This window comes from Pseudomonas sp. FSL R10-2189, assembly GCF_009600325.1.
Classification (GTDB): Bacteria; Pseudomonadota; Gammaproteobacteria; order Pseudomonadales; family Pseudomonadaceae; genus Aquipseudomonas; species Aquipseudomonas helleri.
This window is the reverse complement of record NZ_WIVZ01000061.1, coordinates 1-19,476: the sequence shown is the minus strand read 5'-3', so window position 1 is coordinate 19,476 and position 19,476 is coordinate 1. Positions and strand designations below refer to the sequence as shown.

The window sequence follows — 19,476 nt, the reverse complement described above, 5'->3', positions numbered from 1 at the left end:
TCCAAGCATCGGATTTTGCGGCCTGTGGGCTAAAGGTCAATGCGTCAGTCTTAACTGACTGGCATTAACCTTCGGGTGGCCTTTTTTATTTCTGTGTCCGTAAACGGTAAAGGGCGGATTGCTAGTTTGCCCTTTATAGTTAGAAATAGTATTTCACAATCAGGCTTGTCACATTCTGATTGGTATTGTATGCCTTGGTGCTTTCGATGGCGTACTTGTTAGACCAGTTGTTGTACTCGATACCTGCATAGAAGTGCTTAGCTTCATAGCCTAGGTATTTGCCAATGTCATACTTGACCTGTGGATTAAAGAGCAAGTTACGATGATAGGTTCCCTTATTGTTGACTACCCAGTCCAAATAACCATCAATAACGAGGTCGGATCGTCCTAATGGAATGGTATAAGCCCAGCTCGGAGTAATCTGCCATTGACCACTTGGCGCATCGCCACCATCTGGCTTGCGATAGTAGAAATTTATCTGGAAATAGTCGAAGCCTGGAAGCGCGAGATCAAACCCCGGACCTAGCAGATAATTGAACTGATCGTGAACGCCATTGCGATCGTTCTTATCCCATTCAATGCTCGTAGCAATCAATACATCCTTTATTGGGCCGAAGGCCAAGTTGGTGTTGAGCATTTTTCCAAGTGACAGGCGCGGTGCCGCTTCACTGTAAATAGAATGATGTCCATCATTGTAGGTCCCACCTCCTGGATACCAGTTGTTATCCATGAAAAAATATATGTCGCCCCACGACCAGTCACTGAAATGCTCATAGGTTATGGTCTGAACAGTCTGGGCATCCACTTTGAATTCTTTACCATACTGGTAAGTAAAGCTGTCGCTATGCCAATTCATACCTGCAAATGCAGATGATGGTAGACAAGCCATTCCCAGCAGCCTGGCAGTACTTACCGCAGTGACTAATTTATGAACTTTCACTCTACCTCCAGTATATAAAACTGACCGAGCGATCAGCCATTTATACACTGCAAGTATGGGGCCAGCTAAATGCTCTTTTGCGCAGAGTCTCAAGGCAAAAGCAATGCCTAAAAAGTGTTTTTTGCTCTGTGCCAGAGCATATAGCTAGATAGCGAAGTATTACAGTGCGAGATATTTTATTTCTTTTGCAACTTGCTGGTGCGACCACGCCCCATAATAAACGACTTTTTAAAGACAAAAAAAGCGACCGATAACGGTCGCTAAGTGCAATCCTGACTTGGGAGCATTTAAGACAGGGACCACTTCATATCTTCGGAAATTTCCCTAAATACTTTTACAACGTACGAAATTAGTACAAATTCCGGGTTAGGGCGTTTGCGATTGAGCCGGAGTTGACTCGGAACTCTGGCATGATGGGATTGCACCTACTCCGTTGAAGAACAAATTGAGGATAGTGGCGACGATCGCGGTTAGTAAAATAGGACTTTCAAGAATAGGCCCTAATGCAGACGGTAACTTGCTGAAAAAGTGCGGAGATACTACCGGCAGCAGACCTACCGCGAGGCTGATCGCAACGATATACAGGTTACCCACCTTCTTGAAGTCTACCCGAGCGAGTACTTTCATCCCGCTGGCAGTCACCATGCCGAACATTACAATTCCCGCACCACCCAGCACAAAGGGAGGTATGGAGGCGACGAAATACGCGACCTTCGGAAATAATCCAAGCACGATCAGTATCATCCCGGCACATGCGCAAACCCAACGGCTGCGCACCCCGGTGATGCTGACCAGCCCTATGTTCTGTGCATAGGAGGTGTAAGGAAACGTGTTGAATATGCCGCCAATCATGGTGCCTGCTGCATCAGCACGAAAGCCCCGGACCAGCGTTCGTTCGTCCATTGGTTTTTCAACGATCTCGCCTAGGGCGATGAACATTCCCGTGGACTCGATGAAGGTAACCAGCATCACAATGCACATGGCTGCGATTGGCCAGATATGGAAGGTCGGTATGCCGAAATGAAACGGTTTGATAAGCCCGAAGACCGGTGCTTCCTGGATCCCCTCCAAGCTTACTAAACCCGCCATCGCCGCCACTGCGAACCCGAATACCAATCCTAATAGTACAGAGATGTTATTCAGGAAGCCTTTGGCATACCGCACGATTAACAGAATGCAGACCAGCACCGCTGCAGCGATTCCTAGGTAAAGGGGCCTACCAAAATCTGGATTACCAAAGCCTCCGCCAGACCATGCGGCAGCTACGGACATCAGCGAAAGTCCAACTGCGACGATCTCTGTTCCCGTCACCACTGGTGGGAAAAAACGCAGCAGCTTACCCACCAATGGTGCGACAGCTAGGCCGAACAAACCAGCAGCGATGGTAGCCCCAAAGATCCCCGACAAACCCACTGTAGGGTCGGAACCGATCGCAATCATGGGGCCAATCGCTGTGAACGTCACACCCATCATTACAGGCATGCGGATACCTATCGGGCCTACCCCGAGCGCCTGAATGATGGTGACGATCCCGCACGCGAATAGGTCGGCGTTGATTAGAAAGGCGATATCGGACTTCGACAATCCAAGCGCCGCACCCAGCACCAATGGAATCGCCACGGCACCGGCGTACATCACCATCACGTGCTGGCATGCCATCAGGAGCATCGGGATGAAGCGAACATTATTTCGAGATGGAAAGTTCTTCATATAGACCTGCACCGTGGAGCTCCAAGCTTGTGAAAGCAGCCGGAGCTCATAGTCAAAGAGCGCTCTAAAAAGCCATATCTAGCATCTGGTATACCAGTTCATATAAGGCTTTAGCATCTTTCGTGCCAGCTATTAAAGCTGTCTGGCTGATCAGATTTTTAAGGGTTTCGTAGCTGATCCAGGATGGGCTTTTGGAACTAAGTGCCCCTCTTCGGACCATTTTGCTGCGGGAGGGTCCCAAGACAGTGCCGGGGCCGACGGAAAGCGTGGTGTGTTAGGCTACCCGGCTGCGAATATCCATCGATAGCTGGTGCCATGCTCACTCATAAAATTGTTTCCGCTATTTCAGACGCCATCTATCATCGCCGACTACCTCCGGGGACCAAGCTGAACGAGCGGGACATTGCAGAGCTGTTCGACGTAAGCCGCACCGTTGTAAGGCAAGCGTTGATTCGCTTGTCACAAGATCGGCTAGTCGTGGTCTCGCCTAAACGTTCTTCAACAGTTGCCTGCCCCACCTTCGATGATGCCTACCAGCTCTATCAAATGCTGCTGGTCATGGAAAGCGGGGTCATTGATCAGTTGACCCGCTCCATCAGTGAAAAAGACCTAGAAACTTTACGGGCTCATACCCTTAAGGAGCGGGTCGCCTTCGAAACCCACGACCATGATCTTGGTGATCAGCTCGGCCGGCAGTTTCACTCGCTACTCATATCGTTTATGCAGAACGACATCCTGAACCAGATCCATACCCAGCTTCGACGCCAAGAAGCACTTATCAATGCCTTGTACCGTTCAGGGTTCGACTACTGCCAGCTTCGAGATGAGCATTCCCGTCTGGTCGACTGCCTCGAGCGCAAGGATGGAGAGTCGGCTAAAGCCCTTTTAGCATCGCACTACAATCTGGTGATCAAAGGGTACAAGTTCAACACGGCGATACCGCCAGAAATCGATCTCAAAGCGGCACTCGGTTTGTAGTGACCTTGAGGTTCAGAGCAGGCTAGCCTTTTGTAGCAAGAATAGGACAAGGAATCCCCCCTCAAGCAGCACAGGTTTCAGCGGGACGCAAGGATTTGGAACGGTGCCGCACCTCCACCTTCGCCTCGCGTCTGCAGCTATTTTGAACGTCCGCTATCGGCTGTGGATTCAACCGGTGGACGCAACACATTGGCTGAATCTCTGAGCTGGCGTCTCATAGTTTAGTGTCTTTCGTGGACGTTGATTCAGCATCCTGGCTACATCGTTGAGCTGCTCCTGCGAGTAGATTGAGATGTCGATACCTTTCGGAAAATACTGTCTCAGGAGGCCATTGGTATTTTCATTGGTCCCTCGTTGCCAAGGGTTTTGAGGGTCGCAGAAGTACGCCATCGATTGATTTTCGAAAGTCGACGGGCTTGGGGTAGAGGTAGACTTTTTCGACTTTGGCGTCGGGTCGCATCATGGCGGCGGGCTCCAGAAAGAAATCGGGATCACAGCATCCGGGTTCAGGCAGGGGCTTTGAATGTGGGGTTCATGGAGCGGTTACGATCGCTTACATTACAGAGGTCGATTGAGACCTGACGTCATATGGTTCAGAGAGAATTTGCAGCAAGGCACGTGGAAAACTGCTCTGGCTAGAGTCCGGGCCTGTGACGTGCTTGTTTCAGTGGGCACCTCAGGGATCGTGACTCCCGCAGCCGACATACCTGGCATTGCTATCGCAGCAGGAGCTCTAGTCATACACGTCAATCTCGTCGATGTCACAATGGGGACGGACAACGAAATAATGCTAATAGGGAAAGCAGCAGCGGTATTAGCGAAACTAATCGACTGAACCAATGTCTCGGTTTTTCAACCGTTCATTAGCCCTTTCCAAATCACTACACTTATTTCTATAGTAGTCAGCATCTGCAGCAAATTGCGCAATTCGCATAAGAGCGTCGCTTCTTTGTGCCTGACAAACTTTCAACTCCTCCCTCAATCGCATCACTATGTCTCGCTCCTCCTTGGACAGAGCCAAAGACGAATGTTGCGACCCGGAAGAGTGCAAATTTTGGTTATGAGAGTCTATTTCCGCCCTGACGTGCGCGTTCCAAGGGCTGTTTAATGAGACCGGGCTTTGAAGTCCCGCTCGGGACCAGACATCTTTGTATTTCCATTTGGAGGTAGGCTTTTCCTTCTGGAGTTGACGAAGTGCCTCCAGCATCGCTGCGGTATTTAAGTCCTTCTGATTGTCACGATGTTTTAGAAGTCCAGTCACGCTTCCACGCGGTTTGCCTTTCATGAAGAGACCTTTTCAACATTGTCCAGTTGCGCCAATAGCTTATCCACCTCCACAACCCTACGTTGGAGATGGGCTACCTTCAATGGATCATCTTTGAAATACTCGAGAAGCCTCTTATTTTCATGATTGCGCCAGAGATAACTCCTCCGCTTTCCGGCTGCCGGAATGATTGAATTGGTGCAATCAGCTGGTCGACATGCTGCACTGTCGCCCCCACAAAGTGCCTTACTCGAGCGATACATACAAAGTCCATCATCCAGTTGTTCTATCAAGGCAGCCTTGGGAAGCTCTTGTAAAAACACTTGCTGCTCCCCTCGAGTCATCCCTAAAAAACTCTTCTGGTATTGCCTGATCTCATCGGCACCGCCTCCGATAATAACTGTTTGACCTGACAGTAGTTCTTCGTACTGCTCCGCTGAAACGATAAATTTTTCCCGCTGCAACTCTACGTACAGATTTATTTCACCGTAACCCCGAGTCATTTCAATGTCAAAATGCTTTAGCTGATCTTGTAGAGCTCTAATACCGAGTCCTTTTTTGGTCATAATTCGGGCGAATTTTTTACGAAATTGGTGCGTCGCCAATGGCCATTCGACGCCATTATATTTGATGCCATGGATATCGACAAAACGCTTAAGCGCATAACTGATACTAGATTCAGACAATCGACCTCCCACTGATTTGACCGACGGAAATAAAAAGACACCAGCTTTACGTCGTCTGACCAACCCCCTCTCAACGGCATCAAGCGCCTTTCTGACGATTGGCAGGGTTTGCCATCTATATGCAGTAGGTATCCCTTGCAACTTTCGAGTGTGCGAGATAACAAAGAAGAATTTTCTTTCGACCCCTTCGTAATCGATCGTTAGCTCAAGCCAATTGCTAGACTCACCACATTTGATATCACACATTTCGTGCCATCTCATGCCAGTGAGCATAGCAATAACGATGTAAGCAGCAGCTACCAATTGTAGTTGCAAACTTCTCACTTGATGACCTGACTCCAGCCCGAACTTATGCCACGGAAAAGGATTTGTAATGATTGTGCGATTATTGACAACACTTTTTTGAGGCTTATACACAGAATAAGAAGCCTCTATCTTGTCCAGAGTATCAGCAATTGCCAAGTCTTCAAGCGCACAATTAAAAATTTCTTTTGCTACAGAATCTGGGATCTCTACGGTGACAGTACCTTTGCGAGGCATATTAACCTCGCAGCATTTGCTAGACCATTGAGAAATACTTCCGTACTCAGCGAAAGGATCAAATAGCAGGCCATCTTCAAGCTTAGCTGCCTGTTCATAAAGCCAGTTCAACCCAGTCGCTCTAGCGCGGAGAGCACGATTATTAAGTGGCTTTCCGCTGGCAGACGGAGTGGCAGCTAACTCCTCCAGAAAGGCAGATAGATCCGAAGGGCCAAGATCCGAGAACCGGGCAAACCCGTGGCACTCCATATACCGCACCAACCTAGACACTCCCTTATGAAATTGTCCGCAGACCGTGGACCATTTAGGCGGGTAGGCAGGGGGATCAAATATCATTGAGTAGATAAATTCTTTAACAGACCTGAAGTAGATCGATTTGCCTGGATCAGTAACATTTGACCCATCATCAAATACAATGCGAGCGAAGTTAAGTGTTACATCAGCAGGCCGAAGACCTGGATACTCGCCAGACCTATTCCAAATATTTTCCGAGTACAGTAAGCTTGGTGAAATCTGTATTGATTTTCGTATATCATCATGGACACCAATAAGGTTTACGAAAGCTGGCGACATAGTGGGTTTAGTCAAAAGATCTTTTAGTAATTTTTGCTGATGCTCATTCACAACCACATTCCTTCAACGGTCGGAGACCAGATCCCGATCGGCCGAAGATCGGCATCGCGCCTTATCTCATTTATAACAGAAACTGGATAACGAGTTAGTATTTGATTTTCCCATACGAATTTCTTCTCGGCGGTAGCACTGCAGTGCTCTTCAAACGATATCAGGCCAGAACCGTATAATTCATCGTGATAACGCATAAAACAAAAGTATTTCTTAATATCTTCATGAGTTATGACCAAATTGGAGCAGCCTAAACAGACTTCGTGTCCGGCATCACACATCTTTCCGTCCGACTGCCCAGGGATAGGTGATCGCAACGGATCTTTACATGAGCTCAAAAGACCGCTCGTCAGCGAAGCGCTACTACTAATACCGCTGCCGTCCGTGGCAATTAGATCTAAGAACCAAGCCTCTTGATGCACTCCCCTCCTAATGATAAAGAGGGGATCTGAAATTCTCCTTAAGTAGTCCGCCGTAGTTTCTAACTTCTCCTGACCTAGCAAGGTTTGCAGGTAGCGCATATCCTCAGTTCTTAAATATTCACTCCAGGCCATGGTAGGCCGGATAAGTTTCGCTTGCAGTATAAGTGGCTCACCGGAAGAATGCTTGAGGTGGTGTTTCAGAGAAAACTCTTTCATCGCATCCTTGAATCCAGAGTTCCCTAATGGTAGCGTTGTTTTGAACCTGTTTGAGTTCGTGATCCAAAGTTCGGTTTCATCACCACGAATTGATTCAGTAATCTTCAGAATCTTGTTAACGATCATAACGGGCCAACCCTCGCATGCTTGATCAGACGGAATGGTCGAGCCCTCTTTAGAAGAACGATACTTAATCCAGCTCAATCGCTTTTTATCCGGATTAAGTGGATCTGGAATTATGCAGTCCACCGTTAACCTCTGAACCACGGAAGGGTTAAGCTGGGTACGAATTAACAGCAGAATGTAAAATGAAACCAAATCAGAACCACTCAACCAGCGATAGATTCCAAGCGCACCATAAAACTCATTAACCCTGCCGCCAAAATACTCTTTCAAGGCACCAAAAAATTCGGGTGAAACTTCTTTGAGTTCCTCTCCCCATAATGGCTTACATCCTAGATTATTTTCCCAATACCAAACTAAGTAGTCGATCTTCTTCCAAGGCGTTCGATACGTTATAGGGCATGACTGGCCAAGATATTTAGTGACATATTTAGGTCCCGCACCTATGGCATCATAAAACCGTTCGACGCCAACCATCCCTGTTTGGTTCTCAGTTTTGAAACTACTCATGAACACCTGCCCTTGCGGCATGCGCGACAAGTCCGTAGAATTTAGTCGGACGCACTTGCAATGGTTCTCCCACCACCAGATTTTATACTCCAAACTGCTCCAATATGTTCCTCCGCCATTTGGTCCGAATGGTGCCACATCATCGATAGGCGGTGGTTTTCCCAACCACTGTGGTATATACTCAGAATTAAACTTCTCCATCGTTTCTCGCATCCCTGCCACCGCCGCTCGAACAATGTCCTTCAACTCTTTTTTATCGTACCCCAAACTTGCGCTCTGGAGACTACTAGCCTTAGGAAAGGCATTTTTAGGTGGAACAAATTCACAAGAGACTTTTTCATGCTTGCTCATCTGAATAAAGAAAGGTCTTAGGCCTCTAAACTGCGCGCTAGCAGTGGAATAGCTAAGACTTGGGTGCTGCTTCAACCAATGGACAAACAGAAGCAAGGTGCCTTTAACCAACTCCTCTGGCTCTCGGATGCCCTGTTCATCTAGAAATCTCAGAAAGTTCCAAAAGTAGTCACGAGCAGAAACTCGAGTTTGGTGTCCAGCATGATGGCGACGTTTATAAATGGCCCAGGCAAATATAGAAATAATCCGCCGCATCGACTCAAACTGGGGCCTACCTCCAAAATTGTAATGATGGGTCTGTTTAGTGTTTTTGCATTGTATCGTACATTTCAACTCTTTGAGCACACGAACCTCGTCCGCACCCAAAGATGAAATTGTTGGCTTCGCTTTTTCCATGCTCACATTCCTGCGCACATATTATCAACTTCTACCTGAAGCTGTTCATAGTTTCCAGTGTAGGAAATCAGTTTTGCGACATGGACATAGAACTTCTCAGTCGTAGACGGATCCTCGTGCCCCATCAAACGAGCCAAGAAAACTAGATCCTTGTTATGAATATAATGATAAGAGCCATAGGTATGCCTCAGCACATGAGGAACGACGTGCAGACCCATGGAAGCGCCAGCCCTGGCAAATAGTTTCTCAATCCAATTTATAGTTATTTTCCGCCCATACTCGGATAAAAATAAGTGCTGATCCGAGATCTCGCGCGTCGACACTTCTATTATCCTAGCACGCGTAATATCTGCATACGCCCAAAGATCAGCAAGAAGACGATTTGGAATCAGGATAACTCTTGGCTTCTCTCCCTTCCCTATGATACGAGCGGGAGTTGAATGGCCGGTAGTTATTATTTCTGGCAGATCAGCGAGAGGAAAATTGACCGCCTCAGAGATCCTGAGGCCGCATTGGAGCATTAGTTTCGCTATCAACCTATTCCTCTGGCCAGTCCTGCCACTAACACTCGACCTCTCTCCTAAACAACGTATAAATTCAAGCGCGTCATCAATTAATAAAAACTTGGTCGGCTCTTTGAATTTCTTACGAGGGTGCCCTTTAGTTTTATATCTACGATCACCAAATTGCCTGCTTGGGACATATTCTAGTTCAACATGAGCATTATAATTATTCTTCACACACCAATATACAAATCGATGCGCCCCACCAATTCTGCTGTTTACGGTATTCCATGCTAACGGCTTCCCATTCTTGGTGAAATGCGAACACTGAGCATCGATGTAATACTCGAAATTCGTCTCGGAAATATCTTCAACGGCTATATTGTTCAACTCTCGCCATTCTAGATACTCCTTAAGCTGCTCAGCGACAGTAGCAATACTTTTAAGACTAAGTCGTTTACATTTAGATCGGAGGAATCGATTTTCAATAACATACGGCCATCCATTTTCAGTAAAAAACTGAGGAACTCTATGCTTCAATCGTGCAAGTCCAGCATCAGCGGCCCTCTCGAAGGACACGCGAACCACAGTCACCATGCGCCCGCTCCTAATCGATAGATTTCTCCGATCATGATGAAAGATACGATAGGAGTCACTCTGGTCCCTCTCGATGGCTAAGCACGCTGCTCATAGGGTAGATCGCTTTCTCAAGTCACACTAACAGGGCGTGTTGCCTGCCGCATTGGCGGCGCGGGCGGCGGGCCGGGTCTTGGTGGTGCCGCTGGCGAACGCCGAGGAGGCATGTCTGGCCTCGGGGCTCACAGTGATCGCGGTCGAGCATTTGCTGCAAGCTGTGGCGCATTTTGCCGCTCGCGCGGTGATTGAACCCTATGTGGCCAGCGGCCTGCTGCACGTGAGCAAGCCATACCCAGATTTGAGTGATGTGCAGGGCCAGCTGTCGGCCAAGCGGGCGCTGTTGATCGCCGCCGCAGGCAGCCACAATCTGCTTTTTACCGGGCCGCCGGGCACCGGTAAAACCTTGCTGGCCAGCCGCCTGCCCGGCTTGCTGCCACCGCTCAACGAGCAAGAGGCGCTGGAAGTGGCGGCCATCCAGTCGGTGGCCAGCCATGTGCCGCTGAGCTGCTGGCCGCAGCGCCCGTTTCGGCAGCCACACCACTCGGCCTCCGGCCCGGCGCTGGTGGGCGGCGGCTCAAAACCGCAGCCTGGCGAAATCACCCTGGCGCACCACGGGGTGTTGTTTCTGGATGAACTGCCCGAGTTTGATCGTAAAGTCCTCGAAGTACTCAGAGAACCCATGGAATCTGGTTTTATCGTGATCGCCCGTGCGCGGGACCGCATGCGTTTTCCGGCGCGTTTTCAGCTGGTCGCTGCCATGAATCCCTGCCCGTGCGGTTATCTGGGGGAGCCGACGGGGCGTTGCCGCTGCACCCCGGAACAGGTCCAGCGCTACCGCAACAAACTTTCCGGCCCGCTGCTCGACCGGATTGACCTGCACCTGACCGTGGCCCGTGAAACCACCGCGCTCAACCCCCCGCTCGCCTCGGCAGACACCACCGCCAACGCCGCTGGACTCGTCGCGGCGGCGCGCGAGCGCCAGTTGCAACGCCAAGGCTGTACCAATGCGTTTCTCGACCTGCCCGGCGTGCGAACCCAGTGCACCCTGACTGACGTGGACAACACCTGGCTGGAAACCGCATGCGAACGCATGACCTTGTCACTCAGGGCCGCGCACCGCTTATTGAAAGTGGCGCGTACTTTGGCGGATCTGGAACAGGTCGAATCCATTGAACGCAAGCACTTGGCGGAGGCGTTGCAGTACCGGCCAGTGAGTGGCTGAGTGCTACGGTTTTACTGCCGTTGCTCCACCGCCGGCAGCTCCATCACCGCCACTTCATGCAGTAAAAAGTCACTCAGGCGGCGCAAGCGCTCGCCGCCGGGCCGGGTTTTGGGCCAGACCAAATAGTAGTTTTCACCGCTGGCCACGGCCGTGGGGAATGGCAGGCTCAAGCGGTTTTGGGCAACGTCCTCGGCCACCATCAGCAAGTCGCCCATGGAAATGCCGTAGCCGCGTGCGGCGGCGATCATGCCCAGTTCCAGGGTGTCGAACACTTGCCCGCCCTTGAGCGAGACCTGGCCGCTGAGGCCCATGCAATCGAGCCAGCGCCGCCAGTCCCGACGGTCTGGCGTAGGGTGCAACAGTTCGGTGCCCGCAAGCCGTTTTGCGTCCCACGGCTGTTCGTCCAGCAGATTGGGGGGTGGGCGCTTGGAGCATCGATGAGTGCTGATCGATTTACGATTCAGAGCTATCCGGAGACATTCTTGCGGGATGCGTCCCGGCGATGAGTTCTTCCAATGCTTCTACCAACTTAGCCACTGCCGGTTCACACTCTGGCGCAACGCGAAGAAGCTCGTCCACTTTTCGTCCCAAGCTCGAGGTGCCGGTTGAATATTCGCGTGGATCATCTTTAATTTGCAGAAATGTGCATATTTTATGCAAATTTTTTCCAGCGCTGCTCATATACCCTCGCTCGTAACGAGAGATCTGAGAATGATGCACGTTGACCGCACGACCCAGGTCTACAAGCGTTAGACCTTGGCTCATGCGAGCTTGACGAATTTGCGCCCCAATAAGGGCGACGTCGGATGAGGAGTTGAATTTTTTTCCCATAATGTGCAAAATATTTGCACATATTTTTACAGAAGGCGAGCAGAATGGCGGTCTACGTGGATTCAGAAGATATCCTGTGGCGGGGCAAGCTCTGGTGTCATCTGGCGGCGGATACTCTGGATGAGCTTCACTCGTTCGCCTCTCGATTGGGCTTGCGCAAAAGCTGGTTCCAATCCAAGGGTTACCCGCACTACGATGTGACCGTTTCAATGCGTGAACGCGCGCTGATAATGGGAGCAATCGACGCCGATCGCGAGACAATCGTCGGTTGCTGCAAGCAGCTGAAGATGGAACTACGGCAGCAGGTGCTAGGGCTCGCCTGAAATAGCTTAAACATGATCAAGGAGGATTGATGGTGCCAGTACCTCAACCGCGTCCGGTAGCACTTACCGTAGCCAAGTACATGCTCAAAGCGCGGGAGAGCATGCGCTTCGAGGACGATGCCGATAGCCTTCAATACATTCGCTTTGGATACTTCGGCGAGATTGGTGGCTTACTTTCCTCCGTGAAAAAAGCAGGTCGTGACCGTTTGCAGGCCGCACAGAACGACTTGGCCGCAGAAGAACTGGGCGACGCGCTGTGGTACTTGACCATTGCGGCGCACCTTCTAAAAATCCCCGCCGACGCTCTAGGGGAGCACTGCATCCTTGTCCTTCGCGATGAATTCGGCGAAAGCAAGAAAGCCCCGCGCCACCGATTACGTTCCGTCAGATAGACGGTCTTATTGAAACACAGCGCGATGAGGATACAATCCCCCGCCCAACGCAGCTGGGTAAGCTCGCACTAAGCGCCGGCGTGCTGGCTGAAATGTCGCATGCCAGCTTGGTAAGTATGGCGCCACCCAAGCGCGAGGCTTATTTCGGACAGTTGTTGTCGGAGCTCGCGAAGACCTGCTCCAGCTTTAACCTGAACCTCGAAGATGTAGCCTTGGGGAATCTGGAAAAAACGGCCAGTCGCTGGCCAAGTGACCAGAAGCGTGAATTTCCACTTTTCGATGAAGGCTTTCCGGAGCATGAGCAGTTCGAGCGCGAATTCACTATCGAATTCATCGAACGCGGCGAAGGCCAGAACAAGCATGTGGTTCAGCGCCTGAATGGCGTCTATATCGGTGACCGCCTTACCGACAACAGCAACGAGCCTGACGACTATCGCTTCCACGATGTCTTCCATTTGGCTTATGTGGCGTATCTAGGTTGGTCACCAGTGTTGCGGGCACTGCTCAAGCGCAAACGGAAATCCGACCCCGCTAAGGATGAGAACGACGATGGCGCTCGCGCAGCGATCATTGAAGAAGGCATCGCCACTTGGATTTTCGACCACGCGAAAAAATATGATTACTACGCAGCAACTCAACCTGGACGTCTCGACTACGGCCTACTCAAGCAGATCCAAGGGATGGTTCGGGGTTACGAGGTTCAGCGATGCAAGCTTTGGCAGTGGGAGCTTGCCATCATCGAAGGATTCAGAATGTTTCGCGAACTGCGCGAGCATCGAGGAGGCTCGGTGGTAGTCAACATGACTGAAGGGACGCTGACTTTTCACAAGCCCCTCAAAGAGGCCTAAACGCAATGACCCCTACATCCTTCGTAAAGGCCTTGGCTGAATTCAGCCTCGACAATGTGTTCAACCCATACGCAGACACCTGCCCTGTGCATGATCGCGCGGGCGCTGCTGCCTCTCGTCGCAAAAACCTGAAGACCTATCTTCAGGCTGTATCCGATCTTGGCACCGACACCATCTGGATGGGTCGTGATCTGGGATATCGCGGTGGACGTCGGACCGGGCTGGCCCTTACCGACGAATTCCACCTTTGCGAAATGACACGCGTGTACCCAGGGTGTGAGTCACAACAGGCAACTCGAGGGCCAGCAATCGCCGAACGGACCGCTGCTGAGATCTGGGCAGTCCTGAAGGCCATCGATATTCCTCCCCTGTTGTGGAATGTGTTCCCATTTCATCCACATGAACCCGGCAATCCATTTACCAACCGCAAATTCAGCGCAAAAGAACTGGCTTTGGTGGATGAGCTTAATAACGAGCTTTTCAGCTGGCTTCGGATCAGGAAGATTATCGCGATTGGCCAGGACGCCGCGCACTATGCGTCGCGCTTCGGCCTGCCCATAGAAACCATTCGTCATCCGAGCTACGGGGGAATCCGAGACTTCCGCGCAGGGATGGCCAAACTCTACAATCTGCACCCTCAGTTTTCCCAGGAAAGTCGTCAGGCTTCGCTTCTCTGAAGATTGCCTTCAACCAGGTAGAGCAGCTAAGAGATCTTTGGTGACACCCACCTTGCCAAAGGTCTCCATATCCAAATACGCATGCGTTGCGATGCAGGTAAGCACTCCACATTCATATTTGGATTCCTTGCCCACAAACGAGTGAAGCTGGCTCAACCCGATAAGGTTGCCCAGCGCGCGCTGGCAGTACCATTGAGAGCGGTAGATCGCTGTCAGATCCAGCTTGCCATTTGTAATTTTGAAGCTCAGATGACTCAAGCAAGGGACATTGAGGGGTTTTGCATCTCGAGATGGGTCGAACACCGGTAATTCATACCCATGTCCGTCGAGTGGCGGTGCCAGATCAATATCGGGATCACTGACCCCCAGCTCGAACGCCGATTGGTACTTGGTACCGTTGTGCGTTTGAAGCAGGCGCTCAATCAAGTCGTCCAATGGATTGATGGTCCCTGTCCCGTTTCGGCTCGGACGACTCATCATGCGCTGAGCATACGTGCCCCACGAACTGCGTTTTTTGCCCTTGGCCAGCAACGCCAAGTAATTTGTGTATAGCTCGGGACGAGAAAATCGTCGGGCCAACCCATTGGGAAAAATGGTGCCCGCCACGGTCTCGACGCTCAGGTCCTCACGACTGCTGCGCAATGCCGCATCCACAGCCTTGATGATTTTCAGATCATCCTTGCCCAGCTTCTGAGGCGCGCTGATCTCCAGGATCAAATTCCGATCCTTGCGCTGCTTGCATTTCGCCAGATGTCGCGCCGCAGCCACCCAAGCCTGCCCCAAACTTTCAGATGCGATCAGTTTTGCCATTCTCTACTCCAAAAGCACATTCGGCATGCGCGCTTACATAGGCGCCTGAAATCCAGGCGTGTCCGTCTACACCCCACTGGGGGCCCCAGCTATTGCGCACGTAGAACCATGGCGCGCTATTTCCTTCTTCATGCCCCACGCCAATAGCGACTACCGCATGGAGAAGTCCTGGCATGACCTGATCACCGAAAGCCACTAGGCCCCCTTCAGGCTTGAAGAATTCGGGCGTTACCCGCAGACCCAATCCGATCGGCTGACCGGCACTTATAAAACAGGCGATATCGGTAGGGTCTGCCGATACGCACTGCAATAAGTCACCGTAATGCTGAAGTCCCGATGGCAGATCGGGAATTGGGAGCGAAGGCTCTTCAGAGCAGTATGGGAATGCGGCTTCCTCAGGCTGACCGATACGAGATGCCTCTCGCATCGCATCGAAGGTGATTCCGCCGCCCGGGCCCCAACCCGGCGTCATAATAGCGGCCGCCCGATACAGGTATTCAGGACTCAAATCGGCGGGCGATTTCGGTCGATTCAGATCCGATAATGCAAATGCCAAGCAGGTCGGACGTCGCCCCTGAGGCCGTGCTGGCGAACCGAAGCCATCGAGCAACACCTTAGGGACGATCACGCTAGCCCGTCCTTGAGCAACTGCTTACGCGAGTGCGGTGTCAGCCCGAGATTCAACGACTCAAACTTGGCGCATGAGCTGAATGTATCAGTGGCTGAGCTCGAGGCATCCCATGGCGCACGCTCCGAGAGCCGCACGTTTACCGGTCCTAAATCGCTGCTCCTTCCGCCAGTGAGGAGGTAGTCCATCATCTCTGTACCGCCGAAAACCGGCGACTTATCCACTGAAGGCATCGAGGGTACAGTCAACGGTTCCAACTGAAATCCCTGCGCCTTTAACTCCTCGGAATCGGCTTCCCAGAGATATCCTGACGGTGCGCGGCTTGGCAATCGAACAACCAACTGGTCATCCGGGCGAGGCTCAAGGATTGAAGTTCGATCATCGCTGTCTAGCAACCACACCTCTTTGCGGGCATCCACTAAACGATCGCCGAGCAGTGCTTTTTTGATCATCGCGGGCTTGGTCCGCAGCATTTCCCGGACTTGATCAGCGCTCATGACGCCATGCCGGCTGAGCGACCATGCCGCCGCTTCGTAGCTTACCCCCATGCGCAGCGCCAGTTGATAAAGGACGTCAGGCCGGAACAGCGCCTGCTTGGTCCATTGCTTGCGCTGCATGATTTTGACGATCAGCTTGCGAGGCACCAGCAGGTTGTACCCGAACTGATCCGCTTCCTGCTCGACGAGTGCAGCCTGAGAACCGTAATAGATTTTCTCGTCGGCGCTGCTGTCGTGGCCCATGAAAAAATGACCCAGCTCGTGGGCACAGGTCATGTGAACCAGGCCTGCCGGACGATCCACATTGACCAATATTCCAGGCGTTTCGTCACCCAGAAATGCCCCGAGCAACTTCTCCATTGGGCGCAGCATGACCATCACCCCAGAATCAGCAGCGATCTGGAAAGGGTCTATTCGCGTGTATCCGTCCTGCTCGATGCGGGCCATCGCACCGCTCTCATCGATGACCTCGACCGCACGCTGTGCTGCTCGCAAAACAACATCGCGGAAGCCCATTCACTGTCCCTTGTGCTTGAGAAACTCGGCGAAGCGAGCTACCTCATCAATATCCTGCTGCGAAAGTCCATTTACTGCTCTGGCCAGAAACGCGAGCTGGGTGGGGCCGGAAGGCGCCGGGTCTCTTCCGGTCATTAGGTACTCCATAGACTTGCGATAGAGCTTGGCGAGCTTGCTCAGCTCCGTCGCCTCCACTTTGCGATTGCCAGACTCGATGTTGGTCACCGCCGGGCGGGAGACCCCGAGTGCATGAGCCACCTCATCCTGGGAAAGCCCCACATACTCCCGAGCATCTCGCAGGCGCTCAGCCAGGCGTAGCCTGTCCTGATCCTCCACCAACGAACTATGCATGGGTCTTTTCCTTCAGGTGCTTAATAATTCCAGACGTGACCAGCTTGACGAACTGTTCTTTGGTTTCGTAGCCGCCATTGCGGATCACGACATCCACCGGGATTTTGACTTTCAACATTTTCCCGATTTCAACAAGCGCTTCGATAGCCATGACCGATTCCATCGGCGCACCCAAGTCATCAACCGACAGCGGGTCATCAACGATTTCGAGCGCACGCTTATCCCAGAACTGGCCAAGGTGTTTCTCAATGCCGTCTTTCATTTCGATGGTCCCGAGGTAAGAAAATCGTACATTTGATGTTTGAATTTAAGTCGATACCTCAGAAATTGCAACTTCTACCGATGCATCAATCTCTGGAGCCAGCTTCCCAGCGCGGTACCTCACCTTGTTAAACAGCAAAGCAGACGCGAAACCCGTCGAATGAAACCCACTTAACGCCATTACCGAAGTTCAGACGCCCAACCACCTCCGTGTTGCCGGTATAACCCTCAGCCTTAAGAGCCCGCGCAACCTCACCCGCTCGGTCGTGGATCAGGTGCTGAAGGCCATGAATTCGTTGTCACTCTAACTCGGCGTCTGTCACCGCCAGAGCGGAAATCCTATTGCCTGAATACCCGCCTCCCAGAGGAAAAAGAAGGGAACCGTCTGATAGTGGGGTGATGAGATTGATACCGGCGGCCCTCAGCATTTTCCTGTCTTCATCGGTTTAACTTTGACCAAGAGACATGCCTCTACCTTGCATCTTTGCTGCCTGCGTGAGGTGCGGCCAGTTTGCATGCAGCGTTTCAATAACCGAACTGTCCGACCAGGCACCGTGCTGATAGATGCCTACCGCATGGAATGCATCATCAGTGGGAAAACCGAAGACCACTGGACCTGTGCGCTCAACGAAGCTCTTGTTTTTTGCGTGCTGCGCCTGTCCAAGATGGAAGTGGTAAATGCCCCAATCCAGTAGCAGCCCATCCTTGCCTTTGAAGTTTTCAATTTTCAGGCTCAGATACGGCGACAGGTCTTCACCGGCTTCTATTTTATCTTTGAGCTCTGCCCACCCTGCTTCGTGCTCAAGTGGGTAGGCGAAGGCATTAGATAAATGCACGGCCTTGGGCCTTGGTTGGACTCTGCGTGTTCTGGCATGGAAAAACAGCGCTGCCAATTCCTCGGTGTGCGCTGAAGTAAGGTCCATCGGCCAATGCTCTTCCATGATCCGTCGCATCTCAACGATCCAGTCCGCCTCAAAATCTGTTTTCAGCAACACCAATTCATCCTCTGATCATTGGCAAATGGCCTTCGCCGAGTAGGGTTATCGACAGCGGCTAAGCGTATTAGTATCACATTGGTATCAAAGTTGCGTAGTAGTAAAAAATCTGACTTTTGTGACGTGGCCAGCGCCTGGAATCTGAGAGAAAGCTCTAATTGGAAGTGACGCGCACATTGTCGGATATGGAGCAGATTGAATCCATTGAGCGGAAACATCTGGCGGAGGCGTTGCAGTAACGGTCGGTGAGTGGCTGATAGGTATTTTTGTAGGAAAGTTCTTCTTGTGTGTAGTGTTCTTTCTTTTTTTGGGTGGTAATTAAAATAATGATAGTGCGTTGGTTTTTTTGAGATGGAAAAATTTTTAAAGTGTGCGTATTGTGACTTATTAATTGTATGTTTGCAAAAATGTTTATGAGGTTTTAGAGCGTTAGGTATTATATAGATGTGAATTTTTGGTGTTTAGTCGTGCTTGTTTTTAGGCCTTATTTTTTATGGTGTTAGAAAATTGGTTTCGATGGGCGAGTGTCTATTGGAATATGTTTATGTTGTTGTGTATGTTTTTATTGTGATTTTTCTGGCTGCAATTTTAAATTCCAAGGCTAAGCGACACTGTCTCGGATATTTGGATGTCGGTCTGGGTGCTAAATGGCAATTTTTAAAGGTTTATATATATGAGAGAAAAAATATCTATTTTCGGATTGTGTTTGATTGTTTTAGCGTCGTGTGCATTTTACACAGAGCTTGTTGTGTGGGGTGTTGAGTATTTTATTGCTTTGAACGATGAGCGCATATTCGTTGTAAGAGCTGTGTTGTTTGGGGTGTTCGTATTTTTGAATTTCCGTTATTGCATGCCAAGTTTGCGAAAAGTTTGGTAGTAAAGTATTTAGAGTTTGAGTTTGAGTTTGAGTTTGAGTTTGAGTTTGATTTGTAGATGCTATTGGTTTCACATGTTTGTAGGAAGCGTGAAGCTATTTGAGATGAGTTTTATCTAACGCCACACAGGTCCAGTTACTCGGGGTTCGCCTCTTGGGACATGGAATATATTGTAGTCGCATCAACAGTACCTTCAAAAAATAAAGCTATTTTTCCAGCTTGCTTATACGCTCTCTCGTAATTTACAGGGTCGTGTCTAAATAGCTGGATTGACTGGGCGGTCTCAAGGAGCAAGTGCAACACCTCATGTAAGGTGTTGCCATGTCTACCCAATACAACCACCTGAGTACC

18 protein-coding genes and 5 pseudogenes are annotated in these 19,476 nt (G+C 50.7%); 7 read left to right on the top strand and 16 right to left on the bottom strand.

Annotated elements, in window-relative coordinates; genetic code table 11:
• Nucleotides 1-139 precede the first annotated feature (139 nt).
• Both GHO32_RS25145 and GHO32_RS25140 read right to left on the bottom strand, forming a co-directional pair.
• Nucleotides 140-889 (bottom strand): outer membrane protein OmpK, encoded by a 750-nt coding sequence (locus tag GHO32_RS25145; RefSeq protein ID WP_096426643.1) that lies wholly within the window; start codon nucleotides 887-889, stop codon nucleotides 140-142.
• A 417-nt stretch (nucleotides 890-1,306) separates the two neighbouring features.
• Nucleotides 1,307-2,650 (bottom strand): nucleobase:cation symporter-2 family protein, encoded by a 1,344-nt coding sequence (locus GHO32_RS25140; RefSeq protein WP_096426990.1) that lies wholly within the window; start codon nucleotides 2,648-2,650, stop codon nucleotides 1,307-1,309.
• A 315-nt stretch (nucleotides 2,651-2,965) separates the two neighbouring features.
• On the opposite strand from GHO32_RS25140, the gene GHO32_RS25135 reads away from it, so the two are divergent.
• The gene (locus GHO32_RS25135) at nucleotides 2,966-3,628 is read left to right on the top strand and encodes a GntR family transcriptional regulator (RefSeq protein ID WP_096426644.1); all 663 of its coding nucleotides are present in this window, start codon (nucleotides 2,966-2,968) and stop codon (nucleotides 3,626-3,628) included.
• A 168-nt stretch (nucleotides 3,629-3,796) separates the two neighbouring features.
• Here GHO32_RS25135 and GHO32_RS25130 read toward each other — a convergent pair.
• A pseudogene (locus GHO32_RS25130) lies at nucleotides 3,797-4,015 on the bottom strand (IS30 family transposase); the annotation flags it as partial.
• Between the two features lie 178 nt (nucleotides 4,016-4,193).
• Between GHO32_RS25130 and GHO32_RS25125 the strand changes: the two are divergent.
• Nucleotides 4,194-4,463: pseudogene (locus tag GHO32_RS25125) on the top strand (Sir2 family NAD-dependent protein deacetylase); the annotation flags it as partial.
• Here the strand turns inward: GHO32_RS25125 and GHO32_RS25120 are convergent.
• The 4 genes from GHO32_RS25120 to GHO32_RS25105 are packed head-to-tail and all read right to left on the bottom strand — an operon-like array spanning nucleotide 4,452 to nucleotide 9,860.
• Nucleotides 4,452-4,913: a hypothetical protein gene (locus GHO32_RS25120; protein WP_125923578.1), complete on the bottom strand. Its 462-nt coding sequence runs from the start codon at nucleotides 4,911-4,913 to the stop codon at nucleotides 4,452-4,454. The pseudogene GHO32_RS25125 and the gene GHO32_RS25120 overlap by 12 nt on opposite strands.
• On the bottom strand, nucleotides 4,910-6,742 hold the full coding sequence (locus GHO32_RS25115; protein WP_096426646.1) for a tyrosine-type recombinase/integrase: 1,833 nt from the start codon (nucleotides 6,740-6,742) through the stop codon (nucleotides 4,910-4,912). Before GHO32_RS25115 ends, GHO32_RS25120 begins: the two co-directional genes overlap by 4 nt.
• The gene (locus GHO32_RS26550; protein WP_172901774.1) at nucleotides 6,739-8,760 is read right to left on the bottom strand and encodes a hypothetical protein; all 2,022 of its coding nucleotides are present in this window, start codon (nucleotides 8,758-8,760) and stop codon (nucleotides 6,739-6,741) included. Before GHO32_RS26550 ends, GHO32_RS25115 begins: the two co-directional genes overlap by 4 nt.
• Before the next feature lie 2 nt (nucleotides 8,761-8,762).
• Entirely contained in the window at nucleotides 8,763-9,860 is a 1,098-nt protein-coding gene (locus tag GHO32_RS25105) for a site-specific integrase (RefSeq protein ID WP_125923577.1), read from the bottom strand.
• Nucleotides 9,861-9,984: 124 nt separating this feature from the next.
• On the opposite strand from GHO32_RS25105, the pseudogene GHO32_RS25100 reads away from it, so the two are divergent.
• A pseudogene (locus GHO32_RS25100) lies at nucleotides 9,985-11,121 on the top strand (YifB family Mg chelatase-like AAA ATPase); the annotation flags it as partial.
• Nucleotides 11,122-11,132: 11 nt separating this feature from the next.
• Here GHO32_RS25100 and GHO32_RS25095 read toward each other — a convergent pair.
• Both GHO32_RS25095 and GHO32_RS25090 read right to left on the bottom strand, forming a co-directional pair.
• A pseudogene (locus GHO32_RS25095) lies at nucleotides 11,133-11,537 on the bottom strand (LysR substrate-binding domain-containing protein); the annotation flags it as partial.
• A 37-nt stretch (nucleotides 11,538-11,574) separates the two neighbouring features.
• Entirely contained in the window at nucleotides 11,575-11,952 is a 378-nt protein-coding gene (locus GHO32_RS25090) for a helix-turn-helix domain-containing protein (RefSeq protein WP_256670990.1), read from the bottom strand.
• Nucleotides 11,953-11,996: 44 nt separating this feature from the next.
• Here GHO32_RS25090 and GHO32_RS25085 point away from each other — a divergent pair, with 44 nt between their 5' ends.
• The 4 genes from GHO32_RS25085 (at nucleotide 11,997) to GHO32_RS25075 (ending at nucleotide 14,192) form a co-directional block, all read left to right on the top strand.
• Nucleotides 11,997-12,275, top strand: coding sequence for a DUF4031 domain-containing protein (locus tag GHO32_RS25085; RefSeq protein ID WP_153335953.1), 279 nt, complete (start codon nucleotides 11,997-11,999; stop codon nucleotides 12,273-12,275).
• Between the two features lie 29 nt (nucleotides 12,276-12,304).
• Nucleotides 12,305-12,667: a hypothetical protein gene (locus GHO32_RS26975; protein WP_256678628.1), complete on the top strand. Its 363-nt coding sequence runs from the start codon at nucleotides 12,305-12,307 to the stop codon at nucleotides 12,665-12,667.
• Between the two features lie 92 nt (nucleotides 12,668-12,759).
• Complete coding sequence (locus GHO32_RS26970; protein ID WP_256678627.1) at nucleotides 12,760-13,515, top strand: hypothetical protein; 756 nt, start codon at nucleotides 12,760-12,762, stop codon at nucleotides 13,513-13,515.
• 5 nt (nucleotides 13,516-13,520) lie between these two features.
• Complete coding sequence (locus GHO32_RS25075; protein ID WP_153335955.1) at nucleotides 13,521-14,192, top strand: uracil-DNA glycosylase; 672 nt, start codon at nucleotides 13,521-13,523, stop codon at nucleotides 14,190-14,192.
• A gap of 9 nt (nucleotides 14,193-14,201) precedes the next feature.
• Here the strand turns inward: GHO32_RS25075 and GHO32_RS25070 are convergent, their stop codons facing one another.
• From GHO32_RS25070 to GHO32_RS26675, 7 genes and pseudogenes are all read right to left on the bottom strand, one after another.
• Nucleotides 14,202-15,002, bottom strand: a complete 801-nt coding sequence (locus GHO32_RS25070; protein ID WP_153335956.1) for a hypothetical protein — start codon at nucleotides 15,000-15,002, stop codon at nucleotides 14,202-14,204.
• Nucleotides 14,980-15,630, bottom strand: coding sequence for a C1 family peptidase (locus tag GHO32_RS25065; protein WP_153335957.1), 651 nt, complete (start codon nucleotides 15,628-15,630; stop codon nucleotides 14,980-14,982). The genes GHO32_RS25070 and GHO32_RS25065 overlap by 23 nt, the downstream gene beginning before the upstream one ends.
• On the bottom strand, nucleotides 15,627-16,643 hold the full coding sequence (locus GHO32_RS25060; protein ID WP_153335958.1) for an ImmA/IrrE family metallo-endopeptidase: 1,017 nt from the start codon (nucleotides 16,641-16,643) through the stop codon (nucleotides 15,627-15,629). The genes GHO32_RS25065 and GHO32_RS25060 overlap by 4 nt, the downstream gene beginning before the upstream one ends.
• Nucleotides 16,644-16,994 carry a helix-turn-helix domain-containing protein gene (locus GHO32_RS25055; RefSeq protein ID WP_098480733.1) on the bottom strand — a complete coding sequence of 117 codons (351 nt, stop codon included), beginning with the start codon at nucleotides 16,992-16,994 and terminating at the stop codon, nucleotides 16,644-16,646.
• Nucleotides 16,987-17,256 (bottom strand): acyl carrier protein, encoded by a 270-nt coding sequence (locus GHO32_RS25050; RefSeq protein ID WP_098480732.1) that lies wholly within the window; start codon nucleotides 17,254-17,256, stop codon nucleotides 16,987-16,989. Before GHO32_RS25050 ends, GHO32_RS25055 begins: the two co-directional genes overlap by 8 nt.
• Before the next feature lie 445 nt (nucleotides 17,257-17,701).
• Nucleotides 17,702-18,250 carry a hypothetical protein gene (locus GHO32_RS25045; RefSeq protein WP_153335959.1) on the bottom strand — a complete coding sequence of 183 codons (549 nt, stop codon included), beginning with the start codon at nucleotides 18,248-18,250 and terminating at the stop codon, nucleotides 17,702-17,704.
• Nucleotides 18,251-19,260: 1,010 nt separating this feature from the next.
• Nucleotides 19,261-19,476: pseudogene (locus tag GHO32_RS26675) on the bottom strand (hypothetical protein); the annotation flags it as partial.

Excerpts from the sequence above, each read along its gene's own strand:
- GHO32_RS25145 (WP_096426643.1), bottom strand. The coding sequence starts at position 889 with ATGGCTTGTCTACCATCATCTGCATTTGCAGGTATGAATTGGCATAGC.
- GHO32_RS25140 (WP_096426990.1), bottom strand. The coding sequence starts at position 2,650 with ATGAAGAACTTTCCATCTCGAAATAATGTTCGCTTCATCCCGATGCTC.
- GHO32_RS25135 (WP_096426644.1), top strand. The coding sequence starts at position 2,966 with ATGCTCACTCATAAAATTGTTTCCGCTATTTCAGACGCCATCTATCAT.
- GHO32_RS25120 (WP_125923578.1), bottom strand. The coding sequence starts at position 4,913 with ATGAAAGGCAAACCGCGTGGAAGCGTGACTGGACTTCTAAAACATCGT.
- GHO32_RS26550 (WP_172901774.1), bottom strand. The coding sequence starts at position 8,760 with ATGGAAAAAGCGAAGCCAACAATTTCATCTTTGGGTGCGGACGAGGTT.
- GHO32_RS25105 (WP_125923577.1), bottom strand. The coding sequence starts at position 9,860 with ATGGTGACTGTGGTTCGCGTGTCCTTCGAGAGGGCCGCTGATGCTGGA.
- GHO32_RS25090 (WP_256670990.1), bottom strand. The coding sequence starts at position 11,952 with ATGGGAAAAAAATTCAACTCCTCATCCGACGTCGCCCTTATTGGGGCG.
- GHO32_RS25085 (WP_153335953.1), top strand. The coding sequence starts at position 11,997 with ATGGCGGTCTACGTGGATTCAGAAGATATCCTGTGGCGGGGCAAGCTC.
- GHO32_RS26975 (WP_256678628.1), top strand. The coding sequence starts at position 12,305 with ATGGTGCCAGTACCTCAACCGCGTCCGGTAGCACTTACCGTAGCCAAG.
- GHO32_RS26970 (WP_256678627.1), top strand. The coding sequence starts at position 12,760 with ATGTCGCATGCCAGCTTGGTAAGTATGGCGCCACCCAAGCGCGAGGCT.
- GHO32_RS25075 (WP_153335955.1), top strand. The coding sequence starts at position 13,521 with ATGACCCCTACATCCTTCGTAAAGGCCTTGGCTGAATTCAGCCTCGAC.
- GHO32_RS25070 (WP_153335956.1), bottom strand. The coding sequence starts at position 15,002 with ATGGCAAAACTGATCGCATCTGAAAGTTTGGGGCAGGCTTGGGTGGCT.
- GHO32_RS25060 (WP_153335958.1), bottom strand. The coding sequence starts at position 16,643 with ATGGGCTTCCGCGATGTTGTTTTGCGAGCAGCACAGCGTGCGGTCGAG.
- GHO32_RS25055 (WP_098480733.1), bottom strand. The coding sequence starts at position 16,994 with ATGCATAGTTCGTTGGTGGAGGATCAGGACAGGCTACGCCTGGCTGAG.
- GHO32_RS25050 (WP_098480732.1), bottom strand. The coding sequence starts at position 17,256 with ATGAAAGACGGCATTGAGAAACACCTTGGCCAGTTCTGGGATAAGCGT.